At 55.0% G+C, this 19124-nt stretch carries 16 protein-coding genes; 9 read left to right on the forward strand and 7 right to left on the reverse strand.

The annotated features are described in order from the left end of the window. Window positions 1–377: 377 nt before the first annotated feature. Window positions 378–1457, forward strand: coding sequence for a fimbrial protein (locus tag ACN28R_RS11360; RefSeq protein WP_095834458.1), 1080 nt, complete (start codon window positions 378–380; stop codon window positions 1455–1457). A gap of 119 nt (window positions 1458–1576) precedes the next feature. Here ACN28R_RS11360 and ACN28R_RS11365 read toward each other — a convergent pair whose 3' ends face one another. The 7 genes from ACN28R_RS11365 to ACN28R_RS11395 form a co-directional block, all read right to left on the reverse strand. Then, window positions 1577–2482, reverse strand: coding sequence for a TraB/GumN family protein (locus ACN28R_RS11365; RefSeq protein WP_095834459.1), 906 nt, complete (start codon window positions 2480–2482; stop codon window positions 1577–1579). A 7-nt stretch (window positions 2483–2489) separates the two neighbouring features. Further along, entirely contained in the window at window positions 2490–3875 is a 1386-nt protein-coding gene (gene nhaA / locus ACN28R_RS11370) for a Na+/H+ antiporter NhaA (protein ID WP_095834460.1), read from the reverse strand. Window positions 3876–4153: 278 nt separating this feature from the next. Beyond that, window positions 4154–6226, reverse strand: a complete 2073-nt coding sequence (locus ACN28R_RS11375) for an FAD-dependent oxidoreductase (RefSeq protein WP_095834461.1) — start codon at window positions 6224–6226, stop codon at window positions 4154–4156. Between the two features lie 58 nt (window positions 6227–6284). Continuing rightward, window positions 6285–7535 (reverse strand): MFS transporter, encoded by a 1251-nt coding sequence (locus ACN28R_RS11380; RefSeq protein WP_095834462.1) that lies wholly within the window; start codon window positions 7533–7535, stop codon window positions 6285–6287. A 131-nt stretch (window positions 7536–7666) separates the two neighbouring features. Next, window positions 7667–8515, reverse strand: coding sequence for a sugar phosphate isomerase/epimerase family protein (locus tag ACN28R_RS11385; protein WP_048639547.1), 849 nt, complete (start codon window positions 8513–8515; stop codon window positions 7667–7669). Between the two features lie 28 nt (window positions 8516–8543). Then, complete coding sequence (locus ACN28R_RS11390; RefSeq protein ID WP_095834463.1) at window positions 8544–9695, reverse strand: Gfo/Idh/MocA family protein; 1152 nt, start codon at window positions 9693–9695, stop codon at window positions 8544–8546. A 58-nt stretch (window positions 9696–9753) separates the two neighbouring features. Further along, a complete protein-coding gene (locus ACN28R_RS11395) occupies window positions 9754–10542 on the reverse strand; it encodes a 3-ketoacyl-ACP reductase (protein WP_048639549.1) in 789 nt (262 codons plus the stop codon). Between the two features lie 411 nt (window positions 10543–10953). On the opposite strand from ACN28R_RS11395, the gene ACN28R_RS11400 reads away from it, so the two are divergent. The 8 genes from ACN28R_RS11400 (at window position 10954) to ACN28R_RS11435 (ending at window position 19065) form a co-directional block, all read left to right on the forward strand. Next, window positions 10954–11610, forward strand: coding sequence for a TetR/AcrR family transcriptional regulator (locus ACN28R_RS11400; protein WP_095834464.1), 657 nt, complete (start codon window positions 10954–10956; stop codon window positions 11608–11610). Between the two features lie 273 nt (window positions 11611–11883). Beyond that, a complete protein-coding gene (locus ACN28R_RS11405) occupies window positions 11884–12603 on the forward strand; it encodes a GntR family transcriptional regulator (protein ID WP_236840217.1) in 720 nt (239 codons plus the stop codon). 301 nt (window positions 12604–12904) lie between these two features. Then, window positions 12905–13813, forward strand: a complete 909-nt coding sequence (locus tag ACN28R_RS11410) for a transporter substrate-binding domain-containing protein (RefSeq protein ID WP_095834465.1) — start codon at window positions 12905–12907, stop codon at window positions 13811–13813. A 123-nt stretch (window positions 13814–13936) separates the two neighbouring features. Continuing rightward, on the forward strand, window positions 13937–14683 hold the full coding sequence (locus ACN28R_RS11415; protein WP_095834466.1) for an amino acid ABC transporter permease: 747 nt from the start codon (window positions 13937–13939) through the stop codon (window positions 14681–14683). 4 nt (window positions 14684–14687) lie between these two features. Continuing rightward, complete coding sequence (locus ACN28R_RS11420) at window positions 14688–15380, forward strand: amino acid ABC transporter permease (protein ID WP_095834467.1); 693 nt, start codon at window positions 14688–14690, stop codon at window positions 15378–15380. Window positions 15381–15506: 126 nt separating this feature from the next. Continuing rightward, the gene (locus ACN28R_RS11425; protein WP_095834468.1) at window positions 15507–16730 is read left to right on the forward strand and encodes a beta-eliminating lyase-related protein; all 1224 of its coding nucleotides are present in this window, start codon (window positions 15507–15509) and stop codon (window positions 16728–16730) included. A 196-nt stretch (window positions 16731–16926) separates the two neighbouring features. Further along, window positions 16927–17733: a 2,5-didehydrogluconate reductase DkgB gene (gene dkgB / locus ACN28R_RS11430; RefSeq protein ID WP_095834469.1), complete on the forward strand. Its 807-nt coding sequence runs from the start codon at window positions 16927–16929 to the stop codon at window positions 17731–17733. Window positions 17734–17898: 165 nt separating this feature from the next. After that, window positions 17899–19065, forward strand: coding sequence for an MFS transporter (locus tag ACN28R_RS11435; RefSeq protein WP_095835789.1), 1167 nt, complete (start codon window positions 17899–17901; stop codon window positions 19063–19065). The last annotated feature ends 59 nt before the right edge of the window (window positions 19066–19124 follow it).

Raw genomic sequence — 19124 nt, forward strand, 5'->3', positions numbered from 1 at the left:
CGATAAATTACGCCGCTCATCAAATTCGAAAATAAGAGAAATCACTTTTACTTGACTCACATCAAACAAATAGATCATTGACGAATTACATCAACATTAAACAATCACCGTCGCTAAGTTTATTTAGCAATCACACATAAATCATTACTTATTTGCAACAACCTAATAGTTTCAATTCCCTATATTCAGCACGATCGATCGTTTTAATCAATCAAAATAACGCTCCTGAAACCGTAAGGATTCAGCAATTGATAGTCGTTTATCGATCGTTTAAATCGAATGGTTAATATTGAGGCTCGTTCAATATTTAAGCCCGTTTCGGTTCTTATTTCTTTGGTACCGAAATATTTATATCCGTTCTATTTTTAGGCGTTTTTATGAATAAAAAGATAACCATGGACAACGCCGTGATCGGCAAAACAGTCGCCGGTTTGCTGCTGGTAGGCGGATTAATGGCGGCGCCATCGGCCATGGCCGATGTATGTTACAGCGATTCCAGCGAGGTTAGCGCCCTTACCGCTTTTTCCTGGGGAGGAACCACCGTTCTTGATTTTGGTTCCGTTTCAGTGAGTCCAACGGTTCAGGTGGGCGATGTCATCGCGACTATTGATTATGGTTATGTAGGGGGTGCAGACCCTACTGGTTTTATAACCTTCTGTGACTACAGGCCAAGCGACCTGCTCATTTTTTCGATAAATGGTAAAAATAATGCCAGTGGTTTTTTGGATACTGGAATAGATGGTCTGGGGATAAGAATGACAAATACCAGCGCCTCTGGACCTACATGGATTCTTGATGGCGCCTCAACAACATACAACTCGGCATATGACATAACGGCGGCAGCGACCTTAAGCATAGATGGTGTAGCTACTTCAGGGTATGGACTTTCTGTTGATATGCTCGGTTACTGGCGATTCGAGTTAGTAAAAACTGCCGACACCGTCTCTTCAGGAGCAAGCGACACCAGTACATTTACACTCTGGACCGATGGTATTGAATTTAATTTGCCGTCACTGACTATATGGACATGGTCATTTTCCCCTTTTACGGTCACAGCAGAAGCCTGCTCGATTAACGGCTACGACACCAGTGTGGACCTGGGAACCGCTACTACGCCAAGTTTCACCGCTGTCGGCGCCACCGCCAACAGCACTGACTTCACCATCAACATGATCTGTTCGTCCACCGGCATCTCACCCACGCTGACTTTCTCAGGTACAGTCGACGATGACGTCAGCGCCGTTTTTGCCAATGACAGCGGCACGGCGACGGGCGTAGGCGTTCAGTTGCTGTACGGTAACACCGCCATCACGCCGGATACCGCAGTTTCGTTGGGTATGGCGCCCAGCACCTCAGCAACAGACTATGCGTTTAAAGCCCGCCTTTACCAGACTGCCGGCGCAGTGACGGCAGGGAGCGTGGATACCTCAGTCATCTTTACCATGGGGTATGAATAATTACGCCACCACCGACAATAGCTGAAAATAAAGATCATAGCTCAAATACATGGCGGTGATTTTTTCAACAAAAACACCGTTCGTTTTTCGTGTATCACAAATAGACGCCTTACAGGCGTTTAATATGAATTCATCAGCCGGGCGCTTAATTCGCACCGGGTTAAGACTGGCGTTTTAACATGCGCAAATAAAGCGCACCATTCGTATTGTTCCCTGACGGGCCGCGTTTCCCGTTCGAATGCGTGATGCCAGGCCACATACTCTGATGGAATATCCGCGGCGGCGACCAGGCAAGACGGTTGGTCAGCGGCGGCAAGAAAAACTTCCGCCGAGTATGGATCGTCAATGGCAAAGGAGAACGGCGTCAAATCGTTGTGGCAAGCGGTTCCCTGACGTGCGAGAAGCGCGATACTTTCCATCTGTTCGGGAAAATCGCTGGTCAGGCATTCCCGCACCGACTTTAGCCTTAGTGACGGAATTTCCCGGCTGCCGCATCGCTTTACATGCATATTGTGCATCATTACCAATAATGGCGCATCGGCGTAATGGCCGGCGATTTGCCGCACCAGATGCGCCATACAGCGGTCGCGCCGGACAAAATATCCGTTGCTGCCGCGTATCTTGTGAAAAAACGCCATCTGCCGAGTTCGCCGCGCCAACCATGCGGCGGGAAACGACGCCAATGGACGCCGTGGAATAGGATCCGCGCCCAGACAAGGAATGCCGACATCAATCCCCCACGTGAGCAAACCAAGCATTTCTTTCGTTCGCATCACCGCGGGGAAATTAATCAGACGCGCGCTTGCCGGTTCCTGATTCGCATGCGACAACGCCATGCCCAGATGGTCGGCTTCAAATACCCAAACCCAGTTTTTGCCGCAATAGCGCCGGGCGAAATCCAGTTTGCATGTCGTAAACGCCCCCACTCCGTGGATAGCCTCGCCGATAAACGTAATGCGCCTCTCCGGTTGGTACGCGCGCCAGATGATTCTCTCCACGTTATCCGCTGGCGGTAACAGTGTCATGGCTGATTCAAGCGACCGGGTCTGGTTTCAGCCCGCCGTCGTCCGCAGCCCGCAACCGTCTTACATAAATTTTACCCCATGCAATCCCCAGGATAGCCGCCGTCAATGAGCCTAATAAAACGCCGAGTTTGGCGGCGCCTAGCTGGTTTTCGTCCGAAAACGCCAGCATGGCGATGAAAATGGACATGGTGAAGCCAATTCCCCCCAATAGCCCGATCAGGGCGATACCGCCCCAGGACACGCCGGGAGGACGTTTGCATAACCCCACGCGAACCATTAGCCAACTGACGGCGATAATGCCCAACGGCTTGCCTGCAACCAGCCCCGCCATCACGCCGATCATCACCCAATGCGCGCCTTCCGCGGAGAGATTTACGCCGTCAACGCTCACCCCGGCATTGGCCAGCGCAAACAACGGCATGATGAAAAACGCCACCCACGGATGAAGCGCCATTTGCACTCTCATTACCGGAGGAAGAAGTTCGCGCCTGGCCAAACGCAATTGTTTGAATGGCTGGGATAACTGACCCGCATCGTTATTCTGAGCGGAATAACGGTCTGCCAATTCGTTACTGATGCGCAGAATTTTGTCCAATGCGGATTCATGCATTCGCGCCGGTAATACCGGGGTAATAAGACCAAGCACCACTCCCGCTATCGTCGGGTGTATGCCCATGATTAAAAAACCGCTCCAGATAACGACGCCGGGAATAACGTAGGCCAGCGCCGCGCCGATGCCGATTAACTGAAAACCGAAGACAAGCAATATCCCGGCTCCGGCGATCGCCAAACCGCTATAGTCAAGCCCGGCGGAATAAAAGAGGGCGATCATTACAATGGCGATGATATCGTCGATAATCGCCAGCGTGAGCAGAAACACCCGCACATTGCCAGGGATGGAACGCCCCAGCAGCGCAAGAACGCCCACCGCAAAGGCGATATCGGTCGCGGTCGGCACCGCCCATCCGTGGTGCCGGGCCGGATCGCTGTTAAACAGCGTGTAGATAAGCGCAGGAACCGCGACGCCGCCGAAAGCGGCCACGATCGGCAACGTAGCCTGTTTGATATTACTCAGCGCGCCGGCGTGAATTTCATATCTGATTTCCATGCCGACCACTAAAAAGAAGATCGCCATTAGCCCGTCATTGATCCAAAAATGGAGCGGATGGGAAAATGAAAAGGATCCGATGGCGATAGAAATCGGCGTATGCCATAAATGATGGTAACTGGCGGCGAAGGGGGAATTCGCCCAAATCAGCGCGATGGCCGCGGCGACAAGCAACACGATGCCGCTAACCGATTCAATATGGGCAAAACGTTCTAAAGTGGCGAAAGTGCGTTCAGCTAAAAGACGGACACGGGGTATTTTACGCTGAGAAAGGTCGCGCTTCATCAAATGAAAACTCCGCGTGGCGGCCCGACCAACGCATGATAATAACCTGCCTAACTGCCCTATACAGCCGACACCCAGGCGAAAATTTATCATGTCCTTGCGTATGGGGGCAAGATCGGCGGCGTGGCGACACCGCCCACCATTTTGCGCCAAGAATTACAACGGGGTCACCGTGTTGGAAAGGATTTAGCAGATTAGCACAGCATGGTTCAATAAATCAGGCTTTGACCACACCGCCCGGCCTCATGGCGGATGGCGGCCAAAGCCCTGCCGTATGATTAGCGATAGATTTTCCCGGTCAGGAAATCGGGCCAGTTTTTCTCGAAAAAGATAGCATCGAGATCGCCGAGAGCGCGTAAAGGCTTCGGCGTCACGCTAAAACCCGATGGCCGATAGCGAACGAACAGCTGTTGCTGTTTATGCTCCGGTTTTTCCGTCAAAAACCGGTACTGCTCCAGCGCGCCGGCGCGTGTCGTTGGGGTTTCCTCCCCCCGCGGCGAGCAAATGGCTCTGGCGCCGCGGCTGCCGCCTCCCTGACTGATATAAAAATCGAGCGCGCTGAGAACCGCTTCCGATGCCAATGCCATATGACGCCATTGAAAACTGACCGCCACTTTGTTGACGAACGGAATGGCGACGCCCCGCTCGCGTATTTGTTCATTAAGCCGTCTGGCCGCCAGTAACGCTTCTTTGACGTCATCGGCATGGCAGATGAATCCGGCCTTATCGCTCATCCGTTGCTGAATTTCCCGCTTGATATCGCTAATCGCCAGGCCGTTTTCATTATGCATTCCCACCGTGATCTCTTGCGCGCAGTCTGTAATTTGACGGAGCAGACCGGCTAGCGGCACCGGCGCGATTGTCTCCTGACTGGCGATTTGCCGGGCGCAGCGCATGCCGAACACCTGTCCGGCGTTCAGCGCCGCGCCGCCCGGCCGGGTCACGCCGTGGGTGCCGGCGGCTTCCCCGACGGCAAAACAGCCGGCCAGCGAGGTTTGCCCCCACCTATCCACCGCCAGCCCGCCATTCATATGCTGATGGTTGACGTTAAACGGCAGCGGCGTGGTGCTGATATCATGGCCGTGATGTTTGTAGAGCTCGATAGCCAGCGGATTCATGCGCCGTAAGCGATCGATCGGCATAGTCAGCAACGCTTCATTGTTGGTCAAATACTGTGCGACATCGTCATCCAGTTCGTTCAGACTGAATGGCCGGTCGCCGGGCACCGGCTGCGGATTGCGGTTGAAATCCATATAGATAGTGCGACCCAGTTGGGACTCGGAAAAAATCGCCAGATCGACCAGGCTGGAACCGAAATTCAGCATTCGCGTGGCGTGGATCGGCCATTGATACCCTTTTCTGAAGATATTCGACGCCAGTTCCTGCGTGCTGCGATAGTAATCAGCCAGGAAATTATGCTCTTCCCCCTGTTCGTCCAGCGAAAAAATGTAGGGCATACACTGAACATAGGTTCCGGACAGATTCCACGGAAACTCATCGCGCCGGGTGCCGATGCCGAACTGATTTTCGGTCAGGTTTACCGCCTGGATCCCGGCTTCCAATCCCAACCCCAGCGATCCGAAACAGCGGTTGGGATAGACGCTGTCGCGAAACAGTTCCCCCGGACCGCCCGCGGCCAGCACCAGCGACGGACAGAGATATAGCGCCAGGCCGGCGGGGTTATGCTCGCCGCGTGCGCCGGTATTGATCGCCAGCGCTCCGGCAATCCACCGTTCATCATAACGGTCATCGATTAACAGACGGATAACCGTAGAGTGATCGACGAAAGGCACCGCCAGCCGGTTCGCCTCTTCGGCCAGCACCTTGACCATCAGGCGGGAGGTGCGCGGGCCGCAACTGGTGGCGCGCCCCGCTTCGTCATGGTCGGTCTGGTAGCGCAACGTGGCGCCGTAACGATCCTCCGGCAAAGGCAGGCCGATATATTTCAGACCGGCAAAGGCTTCAATAGAGCCGACGGCTTCAACATAGGCCGTATCGCCATCCATCGCGCCACCGGCGCTCAACGCATTGGCCAGTTGAATGAAGTTATCCCCCCGGTTACTGGTGGCGGCGGTATGCAGCGTCTGCTTATCCGAACCGGAGCAGGCGGACGTTCCCCAAAACAGCGTCTGCGTGGCGACGAGCACATCCACCTGCCGGCGCTTAAGCTCTACCGCGGCGCGTAATCCGGCCGCGCCGCTGCCCACCACCAGAGTCTCGCAACGGTAAACGGGAATGGTCGCCCCGCTTCCCAGCGCCAGCGTCTCATCCGGCTGGCGGGCGGCGGTATGTTTGGGCATCTCGACATCGGTTAATTGGTCCAGCGTGTTCTGCGAAATAATCAGTGCCATATTCAGTCCACTCATTGAAATCTGTTAGGTAAGGATGCGGTCATTATCAGGCGAGAGGTTAGCTATCGGAGAGCACGCCAGCGCCCGGCGTCTTATGCTTGACGGCGCCATCCGACCCGACTTCAATTTTATTGACTCTCAGCAGCAGCAGACTGCTTAATGCCATCAGGCAGGCGGCGAAAAACCACACCACCGGCATGTCGTAGCGATCGGACAGGTAGCCAGCCAGAACCGGAGAGATACCGCCGGCAATCATGCCAATATTCATGACAAAACCAATGGCCGCGCCGCGAATGGAAACCGGCACCAGTTCAGAGGTGAAGGAGATCACCAGCGGAGTAATGGGATAACCAATAAATCCGAGCAACATGACCAGCACCACCACCACATAGATCGGCAGTTGGACGATCAGAGACGCCATCAGCAATCCGCTGGCGACGGTGATCCCGATCAGAACCCATCTTTTGCGGGAAAAATTGCCTTTGTCGCAGTAACGCCCCAGCAGGAAACCGCCCAGCGCGCCGGTCAGGCCAAGCAGGCTGGCGATCGTCCCGGCCATACTCATGGGCATTTGTTTGGCGTTCATCAGGAAAGTCGGCGCCCACAGCAGCACGATCCACCAGCCGCACAACAGCAGAAAGTAGTAAAGCGCCATCATCAACACGGACGGGGTGCTGAACAGCAGAGTCAAGGGAACCTTTTCTTTGGCGACGCTAGACTTGACGCGCGCGGCGGCGGATTTAGGCTCGCTTTTAACCAGGATGGCATAAAGGAGCGCCACCAGAATCCCCAGCCCGCCGGCGACATAAAAGACCATGCGCCAGCCGTAGACCGGCCCCAGCACCGCCCCCAGCCAGGTGCCGAAGAAACCGCCGATAGGGTAGCCCATCCAGTACAGCGACATCACGGTGGTGCGCTGTTTTTCAGAGGTCACGTTAGCCACTTCCAACGAGGCGGCGGGCCAGAAGATGCCCTCCCCGATCCCGGTCATCACGCGGTAAAAAATTAATGCGGTCAGGCTGCCGGCTAATCCGGTAAATATGGTGGCCAATGAAAATAACATCAGTCCAAGAATTAATACCGGTTTGCCGCTGAGTTTGTCGGAAATAATCCCCGAGACGAATAAAAACAGAATAAAACCATAAAAGAAGGAGCTGAGTAATATACCTGAGCTGCCTTTGCCTAAGCCAAAATCATGTGAAATCAAGCCAATGGCTGAGGATACGGTCATTCGATCCACTGAATACATCATATAACCGAGACCGCAGAGGACGGACACCAATATCATTTTTTTTGTATCTGTATTCATAATTTCCCCGGCTGATAATAGTCACAATTAAAATTGAACGTCACCTCGCCGGCCAAATAAATGACCGCAGAGGTTCCGCTCTATGTCAGAGATACAGCGACAACTTCTGGAAATCGTATTTTTCTGATGTCCTAGCAACACGCCAGATGACGTTGTTTACACGTCTCCAGCACCTCATCGGGATCCCGCAGCCACCAGTTCTTGGCTGAGAAAATCTCTACTTCGTGAAAACCGCGGTATCCCTGTTCCTCCACCGTCCGTCGCGCTCCGCGGATATCGATAACGCCATCGCCCATCATGCCGCGATCGAGCAGCAGATCTTGCGTCGATGCCAGCCAGTCGCAGATATGAAAAGCGAGCAGCCGCGATTTTCCCGCACGCTCAACCTGTTGCGCGAATTTGGCATCCCACCAGGTATGGTAGAGATCGACGGCGATGCCCAGCCCGTCATCGCCCAGCTCGTCGCACAGATCGTTGGCCTGTTCGAGCGTATTGACGCAGGCGCGGTCGGCGGCATACATCGGGTGCAGCGGTTCGATAGCCAGCGGCATGGACACCGAACGCGAGTATTCCAGCATCGTCGCCAGCCCGTCCCGCACCTGCCCGCGCGCCTGCCTGAGATCCTTGCTGCCTTCCGGCAGGCCGCCGACCACCAGCACCAGGCATTGCGCGTTCAGCTCAAGCGCTTCATCCACCGCGCGGCGATTATCGTCGTCGTTATGACGGCGCTGCTGAGCGGTTGCGCCGGGAAACATGCCGCCGCGGCAATAGCCGGTAACCGTCAGTTGATGGGCGCGGATGCGGCGGGCGGCCTCCTTCACCCCCAGGGCGTGGGTTTGGTCGCGCCATGGGGAAATACCGCGGATGTCATGGCGAGCGCAGCCGTCGATAATTTTATCGAGCGTCCATTGTTGGCGAACCGTGGCCGTATTCAGTGAAAGCAGATTGGCGTCGGGTTGTTGATTGTGATGTTCAGACATCAGTATGACTCCTTATTCAGCGCCATCATTAACGGTTCAACGCGGGAACGTCTAGCCAGCGGCGCTCGCGCCAGCTTTGCAGCGCAAGCTCGACCAGCTGTACGCCTTTCGCCCCTTCCAGCAGATTCCATTTGAAGTCGCCCTCTCCCCATACGTGCCGCAGGAACAGTTCCCATTGCACTTTGAAGGCGTTGTCATAAAGCTGGTTTTCAGGCATCGGCGCCCAGTCCTGATAGAAGTCGTGAGTCTGACGGACATCCGGATTCCATACCGGTTTAGGCGTATTGACGCTGGACTGGGTGCGGCAATCGGTCAGGCCGGCCACGGCGGAACCGTTGACGCCATCGACCTGGAAAGTCACCAGATCGTCCCGCCGTACGCGTACGCACCATGAGCTATTAATTTGCACCAGCACGCCATTGTGCAGTTCAAAGGTGGCATAGGCGGCATCGTCGGCCGTTGCGGCATAGGGGCGACCATTTTCATCCCAGCGTTGCGGAATATGCGTCGCGCCAAAGCAGCTCAGACTTTTTATTTCGCCGAAAAGATTGTCGATGACGTAGCGCCAGTGGCAAATCATATCCAGAATGATGCCGCCGCCGTCCTGCTGGCGATAATTCCAGGAAGGGCGTTGGGCCGGTTGCAGATCGCCTTCGAAAACCCAGTAGCCGAACTCGCCGCGCACGGAAAGCACTTTGCCGAAAAAACCGGACTGGTTCAGCATCTGGAGTTTCTGCAATCCGGGCAGCCACAGCTTGTCCTGGACGACGCCGTGTTTCACCCCGCGTTCTTCGGCGAAACGATAGAGATCGAGCGCTTCCTCCAGACTGACCGCGACGGGCTTTTCGCTGTAAATATGTTTTCCGGCGGCGATCGCCCGCTTTAATAACGCCGGACGCGCCTGCGTCGTGGCGGCGTCAAAGAAGATGATGTCCTGTGGATTGCCGAGCGCCAGTTCCAGATCGGTCGTCCAGCGATCTATCCGGTACTTGCGGGCAAGCGCGGCGACTTTGTCTTCGTTGCGTCCCACCAAAATCGGATCGGGCATTAATCGATCGCCATTCGCCAGCGCGACGCCGCCCTGCTGGCGAATCGCGACGATGGAACGAATCAGATGCTGATTTTTCCCCATGCGGCCCGTCACGCCATGCATAATGATGCCAATAGAATGTGTTGCCATAGATGATTCCCCCGGTGACCTGATGCGTTGCTTTCGCACTAGCTAGTTGTTGTTTTTATTAAAAATGAGGAACATTCAGCCCGCCATCGACATTGATAATTTGCCCAACGGTAAACGGCAGCCTGCCCGCCGCCAGGGTTTGCACCACCTGAGCGACATCCTGCGTTTCTCCCCAGCGCTTCATCGGCACCAGCCCATCGGCAATTTGTCGATCGTATTTCGGCTTCACCACGCGGGTCATATCCGTATTGATAATGCCGGGGCGCACCTCGTAAACGCCGATCCCCTCTTCGGCCAGACGTAAGGCGAAAAGCTGAGTGACCATGCTGGCCGCCGCTTTGGAGACACAGTATTCGGCGCGGTTGATGGACAGGATCGATGCGCTGCACGAGGTGATATTGATAATGCTGCGGTGATAACCGTTAAGTTCGCCCTGTTGCAGCATGATGCGCGCGGCGCGTTGGCTGAGGAAAAACATCGCCTGCGCGTTGATATCCAGGCAGTACTGATAGTTTTCGGCGCTGACGTCCAACAGATCGCCGCGCTGTTTCGCCGCGGTGCCGGCATTATTGACCAGACAGTCCAAGCGTCCCCAGCGTTCGAGAATACGCTCCAGCATCGGTTGGTGTTGTTCGAGCTGTGCCACGTTGCCGGAGCACGCTATCGCCTCTGCGCCGTACTCGCCAAGCAGATCGACCAACGCCTGCTGGCGCAACAGGCCGTCTGGCGTATCCCGACCGTTAATCGCCACATTGAATCCCTGTTTAGCCAGTTCAATGGCGCACTGTCTGCCAATGCCCCGCGTTGAGCCGGTGATCAGCGCCACTGGGCGAGTTGTTGTCGTCATATGATCTCCATTACTTTATTATTCAGCAAATTACAATCAACCAACCGTTTGGTTATTTAATGATTCTAGAGCGGGTACGGGGTAAAAAAAATGATCCAACTCGCATAATCAACCAATTGGTTGATACATTTTCGAGCAGGATCACAATGTCGATCGTTGTGCGGATCGTTGGATTTCACACCGACGACGGCGCCACGCGTCGCGGGTTTGCCTCTTCTACCCGGCTGCCCCGTCCTCTAGCGCGCGCAGCGCGCCACCGCTAATGCGCTGAGCAATAGCCCGTGTATCTCGTGATGGATTTGTCGTCACAGCCATTGTTATTGCGCCCGCGCGCTATGGTAGGATTAGGCGCGTTATCAATGGTTTTTCGCGGGCAAAAAATACATTCGATCAATACTTTGAGGTGGTGGCGTGGCAGAAGAAATAAAGTCTAAACGTAAACGTGACCCGGCACTTACCCAGGCGAGGATCCTGGCCGCTGCAAGCAAAGAGTTTGCAGAGAAAGGATTTGACGGCGCCCGCGTTGAGCAGATCGCCAGTCTGGCTGACATCAATAAACAACTTATTTATCATTATTTTAATAATAAGGACGAGCTTTTCACCCGCGTGCTGGAAGACGCCTATCGGGGGATTCGCAAGGAAGAGGCGGCGCTACAACTGGATCATCTGCCCGCCGATGAGGCGATTTTACAACTGGTGGATTTTACCTGGCGCTACTACCTGGAGCATCCCGAATTTATCCGGCTGCTAAGTAGCGAGAACCAGCAAAAGGCGCGTCACCTGAAAGCCTCGCGCAATATTGACGATATCAATCTAAGCTGGCAAGGGATCTCGCAGTCGCTACTCAGCCGCGGCGAACGGGAAGGCACCGTAAAAGCAGGGTTGGACGCCATGCAGTTGAACATTTCGATTTCCGCTCTCGGATTTTTCTATCTAATAAACTGCTCCACCCTTTCCATCGTCTACCAGCAGGATCTCACCGCGCCGGAAGCGTTGGATAAACGATTGGCCGCCATGCGCGACGCCATCGCCTGCTGGATACGGCCAACGCCATCACCCGCTGACTGAATTGCCAGCCACAGCGGCACTAGCGGGATTTAATTCCCGCAGGCGCCGCCGATATGTGACAAAACACTTTTGCTCGCAATTTCATTGCCTTGTATCCCAGCCCTAGCCGAATGCTTCCCATCACGATAACCAACGCCTCGGCCAGGTATCATAATCTGCCGATAGCTATACGCGTTCCCCCTTGTCATCAGCTAAGCTGCGCCGGTCAAAGGGATAGTTGAAGTCTGAAAGCGCTATGCATTATGCTATTGTTAGCTTGCTAGCATAATTCCCATGTTCGTTGGCCACGCCGTCATTCTGCTAAAGAAGGTTCCCATGCTCAAAGGAATGTCCATTTCACGAAAAACGCTCCATAGCGAGATTGCGGATCTTATTCGTGAAATGATCGTCAGCGGCGAACTGGAGCCGGGCAGCCGGATACCCGAAAAAGCGCTGTGCGAACAGTTTGAGATATCGCGAACGCCGCTGCGCGAAGCGCTTAAAGTTCTTGCCACCGAAGGGATGATTGTTCTGCTGCCTCAGCGCGGCGCCCGCGTCGCCACGCTGACGGACGACGAGCTGTTTGAAATATTCCCCATTATTGCCAGTCTGGAAGGACTGGCCGGCGAAATAGCCTGCCAGCACATTACCGGCGACGAGTTGACCCATATCGAGCAACTGCATAACGCCATGCTGCAGGCTTACCAGCAGCTCGACAGACTGGAGTATTCCAGGCTGAATCGGGAAATTCATTTAGCCATATTTGCCGCAACGCATAACCAGTCGTTGATCGCGCTGTACCATAATCTTGAACTGCGCATTAGAAATATTCGCCATACCATACGGCAACTTCCCCAGGACTGGCGGTTAGCGGTGCAGGAACATGAAGAGATCCTGCAGTGCCTGCGGGAAAAAAATGCGGAGCAACTGGCGGCCACGCTGCGCAAGCATGTGATGAGCACCGCAAACGCCGTACGTAACGCCGTCAATACATCCACCACCAGCCATCACTAGCAGTCATAACTTTTATTTATATTTCCCGCCATTAACCATATTACGCATATCTCGCGTTAATTAACTGAATTATAAGGCTAACCGTCCGTTAAAGCCGGCAATATTCGCCGTCTTTTCGGCGTTTCTGCAAAATGAATTAATTATACATTATTATTTTTTATTGACCGTCTCCGCGAAACTGATCGATTATCGACCAATCGAACTCCCGCTGCGCTTTGTTTACCGGATTGAATAACCTCGGCGAAACGCGAGTCGGCCATCAGTATGAAAGAGCAATTAACTCTATTTACGCGGAGCAACCATGAAACGACAGATATTGGCTACATCCCTGTGCACGCTCATTCTGACTACGGCATCGGCCGGCGCCGAGGAGTTGCAGGGAACATTAAAAAAAATCGCCGATAGCGGCCAGATAACCGTGGGACACCGCGACGGCGCGGTTCCCTTTTCCTACTACGACGACGATCAGAAACCGATCGGCTACGCGATGGATATCTGCGCCGCGGTGGTCGACGCGGTAAAAACCAAGCTGAACAAGTCCGACCTGGCGGTCAGCACCATGCCGGTCACCGGCACGACGCGCATTCCGCTGCTGACCAACGGCACCATTGATATGGAATGCGGCACCACCACCAACAACGCGGAGCGTCAAAAGCAGGTGACCTTCTCCACCACCTATTTCGTCGCCGCCGTGCGGATTCTTGCCAAGAAATCCGCGCCGGTGGCGTCAATGGCGGATCTAAAGGGCAAAACCGTCGTCACGCTGGCGGGCACCACCAGCGTCAGGATTATCAATGACGCGAATAACGCCGAGAAATTGGGCATGACCATTCTTTCCGCCAAAGATCTGGCCGAAGGCATGCTAACGCTGGAAACCGGCCGGGCCGCCGCCTTAATTTTCGATGACGTTTCCCTGGCCGGCGCCCGGGCAACGGCCAAGAATCCCGACGACTACCAGATTTCGACAGAACCGCTCTCGGTAGAACCCTATGGCATCATGCTGCGCCGTAACGACGAGCAGTTTAAGGCGCTGGTCAATACCACCATTGAAGGGTTGTACAGCAGCGGCGCCATTACCGCGCTCTACGATAAATGGTTTACTCAGCCGATCCCGCCGAAAAACGTCAATATGAACTTCCCGATGTCGACGCAGTTGCAGAAAGCGATCGCTCATCCAACCGACGATCCGGATCCTGAGCTTTACCGCTAAGAAACAGACCCATATTACTTTGCTATCGACGCATGCGATTTAGCGCCATATCCAGGGAATCACGTCGGCGGCACATAGGCCGACAAACGCTGTAAATAATAAGAATGGCTAGTTTGAGAAACGATGAATTACAACTGGAACTGGAACATATTTTTCGATATGTCGCTTGATGGGACCAACAGTTACTGGCAAACGCTGGTGATGGGTCTTGGCTGGACGGCCGTTACGGCCGTCTGCGCCTTTAGCATCGCGCTATTGCTGGGTTCGCTGGCGGGCATCGCCCGCAATACGCCGTTTGCCATCCTGAATCGCTGCGGCAGCGCATTCGTCGAGCTATTCCGTAATATTCCGTTGTTAATGCAAATGTTTCTCTGGTACTTCGTCTTGCCGGAAGCGCTGCCTGAATCGGCGGGCAACTGGCTAAAACAGTTGCCTAACGCGCAGTTTTATACCGCAACGCTCTGTCTGGGCTGCTATCACGGCGCGCGCATGGCGGAAGTGGTGCGCGCCGGGCTGGAAAGCCTGTCCAAAGGACAACGCATGGCCGGGCAGGCATTGGGATTAACGCTGCCGCAAACTTATCGCTTCGTGTTACTGCCGGTGGCGTTTCGTATCGTGATGCCGGCCATCACCTCGGAATTTCTCAGCTGTACTAAAAACACCTCGGTTGCGCTGGCTATCGGCCTGGTGGAACTCACCGGCAGCGCCCGCGCCATGCAGGAAAACAGTTTTCAGGTGTTTGAAGCCTTTACCGCCGCCACCGTGCTTTACCTGCTGCTTAACCTGATCATCGTCTTTGTCATGCGCAGTATGGAAAAAAGAGCGGCGCTGCCGGGATTCGGTATGGATCAGAACCGGAAGAAGGGGTGACATCATGCTGACGGGATTTGATTTTCAGACCATCGGCAACGCCCTGCCCTATCTGTTTCTGACCGGCATGAGCTTTACGCTGAAGTTAACCTTCTTCGCCACGGCGCTGGGCATTGTCTTCGGCACGCTGCTGGCGATAATGCGCCTGTCCCGATTCAAGGCGCTGGCCATGCTGGCCGCGGGTTATGTCAACCTATTGCGCTCGCTGCCGCTGGTGCTGGTGATCTTCTGGTTCTATTTTCTGGTGCCCTATATTCTGCAATGGATTACCGGCGCCGCTTTTCCGGTCAGGGTCGATCCCTTCTGGTCATCGGTCATCACCTTTACGCTGTTCGAAGCCTGCTATTTTTGCGAAATCGTCCGTTCCGGCATTCAGTCGCTGCCCGGCGGCCAGTCTCAGGCGTCGCTGGCGCTGGGATTGACCGGGAGGCAAACCATGCTGTACATCATTCTGCCCCAGGCCATGCGCAACATGCTGCCGCTGTTCCTGACCCAGACCATCATCCTGTTTCAGGACACCTCGCTGGTGTATGTCCTGTCGATTACCGATTTTCTTGGCGCGGCCGCCAAGGTCGCCCAGCGCGACGGGCGTTTGCTGGAAATGTATCTGTTCGCCGCCGCCGTTTATTTCGTCATTTCCTATCTGGCGTCTCAAGCGGTGCGACAACTGCAAAAACGCACCGCCATTATCCGTTGAACCATGATGAAATCCGGGGATCAGAACATGCAATGCCTTACCGCGCGAGATTTCCGGCGGCGATCCTCCGCCTACGACCAGCAAGATGCAGGGGATCGCTCTTTTTCAAACAGATTGGTGAATTAAATGCCCATAACACAACATAACGACCAGACCGGCGATGCCGAGGTCACCGAAGAAAACGGCGCGCTGTTGCGCCTTTGCGCCGCGCGTCTTAACACCTTGCGGAACGATCGCATCGTGCTTTACGCCGGGGCCAATTTACCCAGTGAAGCGGCGATCGCCGCCTATTCGCCGGCGCTGAGCGCCTATCCGGCCATGGGCCCACGTTTTGCCAAGGAACAGCCGGACACCGATCTGGTATCCAAACTGGAAATCGCCGTGGAAAACGAAATCAATGCGCTGTTCGGTTCGCAATGGGCGGAAACGCGCCTGGCGAACTGCACGATGGCGAATCTGGCGGTGTTCCATGCGTTTTCTCAACCCGGCGATCTGCTGCTGGCCCCGGCCGCGGCCCATGGCGGCCACTTAAGCCAGCGGCGCGGAGGAACCCCTGAACTGGCGGGGCTGAAGGTGACGGATCTTCCGTACGACGCGGAAAACGACGGCCTGGATGCCGCGGCCGCCGCCGAGATGATCCTCGCCGAAAAACCCAAACTGGTGATGCTGGGCCGTTCCGTGATGATCAAGGCCGACGATATCGCGCCCGTGGTCGCCAGCGCGCACCGGGTCGGCGGTAAAGTCATTTTCGATGCGTCCCATGTGTTAGGGCTTATTGCGGGCGGGATGTTTCCCAATCCGCTGGCGCTGGGTGTCGATATCATGACCAGTTCGACCTATAAAACATTCCCAGGGCGTCCGCACAGCATAATCGCCGGCCATGATGCGCAAGATCGCCAGCTTCTGTCGCAGTTAATCGAAAGCCGGATGATCGCCAATGGCGATGCCGGTTGTCTTCCGTCGTTATTGGTTACCCTGATGGAAACCCGCCGGAACGGCGCCGACTATGCGCGGCAAATTTGCCGCAACACGGCCGCGATGGCCGACGCGCTGCGAGCCGCGGGCGTAGCGGTGATTGCCGCGCGACCGCCGCAAACCGCCACCCATCAGCTATTAATCCCGATGGATTCATCGCTGTCGCCGAAAGCAACCATTACCGCCCTTGAACAGCACGGCATTTTGGTCGGCACCTGCGCCGATCCGCGGGCGCTGAATGAATTCGCGCTGCGCGTCGGCACGCAATTTATGACGCGGCAAGGGAAAAACGAAACGGACTTTGCGGCCATCGCCCAAATGCTGGCGGCGCTGCTGGAGAAAACGGCGCAAGGCCGTATGCGCTATCGGGGATAACCGTCTAATCTGGTAAGAGGCTGTTCAACCAATAAAACCGATCATTATTGATCTCAAGGCAATTATCTTTCGCAATTACGCCACTATATCTGAGACATCAGGCTGCCATAATAATGATCTCGATGGCAGCAAGCCTCACGTAGCCATATGTAATCGTTGAGAAATTAAATTTTGCTATTTTTCAGGAGGTAAGAATATGACTATTCCTGCGTTTGGAGTGGGAACCTTCCGGTTGACCGGTCAGGTGGTTATTGATTCCGTACGTAATGCGCTGGATGTGGGATACCGCGCGATTGATACCGCTCAGATTTACAATAATGAAGCGGAAGTGGGCCAGGCTATCGCCGAATCCGGCATCGATCGCGATGCATTATTTATTACCACTAAAATCTGGGTGGATAATTACGCCAAAGACAAGCTGATCCCCAGCCTGCAAGAAAGTCTGAAAAAATTACGCACTAATTATGTGGATCTGACGTTAATCCACTGGCCCGCTCCCGGCAACGGCGTCGGCGTGGATGAATTCATGACCGCGCTGGCCGAAGCCAAAGCGCAGGGGTTAAGCCGTCAGATCGGCATCTCCAATTTTCCCATCGCGGAAACGCAGGCGGCGATGGCGGCGGTAGGGAAAGATCAGATCGCCACCAATCAAATTGAATTAAGCCCCTATCTGCAAAGCCCCAAGCTGGTTTCCTTCCTGAAACAGCAGAATATCGCCATTACTTCATACATGACATTGGCGTATGGCAAAATCCTGAAAGACAAGGTCATTAACGCCATCGCCCAGCGTCATCAGGCAACGCCGGCCCAGGTGGCGCTGGCCTGGGCGCTACAGTCCGGATTTTCGGTCATCCCGTCATCGACCAAGCGGGAAAACCTGGCCAGCAATCTACTGGCGCAACAGCTCACGCTGACGCAGGCCGATATGGCGGAAATCGCCGGCCTGGATCGCGGCGGCCGCGAAGTCAGTCCTGATGGTCTGGCTGCCCGCTGGGACGATTAACCGCTCGCAAACCAAGAACAGACAGTCGCTTTTCCCTACCCCTATTATCAGGGGCGGGGACGCGGCTGTCTGTTCTCATTTATTTTTCCCGTGACTTCCGGCGATAACGCGTTCCGGAATAAAACCGGAACGGTTACGGCATTTTTCTATCAGGATCTGCTGTTGATGAAACTCAATTTTCCACTGGTGGCCTTAGCCACAGGCGCATTCGCTATTGGTACCACAGAATTTTCCCCGATGGGATTATTACCGGTTATTGCACGCGGCGTCGATGTCTCCATCCCCGCCGCAGGTATGTTAATCAGTGCCTATGCGATCGGCGTAATGGTTGGCGCGCCGATTATGACGTTATTACTGGCGCGTTATTCTCATCGCAGCGCGCTGATTTTTCTGATGAGCATTTTCACGCTGGGAAATCTGCTATCGGCACTCTCGCCCAATTATACGGTGCTGTTGCTTTCACGATTGATTACCAGTTTGAATCACGGCGCCTTTTTTGGTCTTGGTTCGGTGGTGGCGGCAAGCGTCGTCACCCGAGATAAGCAGGCCAGCGCCGTCGCCACTATGTTTATGGGCCTGACCATTGCAAACATCGGCGGCGTTCCGGCGGCGACCTGGTTAGGAGAAATGATCGGCTGGCGTATGTCTTTTGCCGCCACATCGGCGCTGGGGCTGGTGGCGATGCTGAGTCTGCTGCTGTCATTGCCGTCGGGCAGTAAAGGGAAGCGCCCCCAGGTCCGGCAGGAGTTGGCCGTACTGACGCGCCCGGTCGTGGTGGTGTCGTTGCTGACCACCGTTCTGGGCGCCGGGGCCATGTTCACCCTGTATACCTACATTTCACCGGTGCTGGCGACCCTCACGCATGCGTCGCCGGGTTTTATCACCGTGATGTTGGTTTTAATCGGGGTTGGCTTTTCACTGGGCAACTATTTGGGCGGGCGTCTGGCCGACCGTTCGCTTAACGGTACGCTGAAAGGGTTTTTCCTGCTGCTAATCGTGACGATGCTGGCGATCCCCTGGCTGGCCAGAAGTGAAGTCGGCGCGGCATTCAGCATGATCGTATGGGGGATGGCGACGTTCGGCGTCGTGCCGCCGCTGCAGATGAATGTCATGCGGGTGGCGCATGAAGCGCCGGGCTTGGCCTCATCGATCAATATCGGGGCATTTAACCTGGGCAATGCGTTAGGCGCCGCCGCCGGCGGCGCGGTGATCGCAGGAGGATTGGGCTATGTTTATATCCCGGTAACCGGCGCGTTGATTGCCGGCGTCGGGCTGCTGCTGGTGCTGTATTACTCCCGCGGCGCGAAAACGGCGGAGACAAAAACGGTATAAGCCAGTTCGGCCCTGATGCGCGCGTCTCGCATCAGGGCCGAATCGCCAAGTCACCGTTC

Origin of the sequence: Brenneria goodwinii, assembly GCF_002291445.1 — a bacterium.
Classification (GTDB): Bacteria; Pseudomonadota; Gammaproteobacteria; order Enterobacterales; family Enterobacteriaceae; genus Brenneria; species Brenneria goodwinii.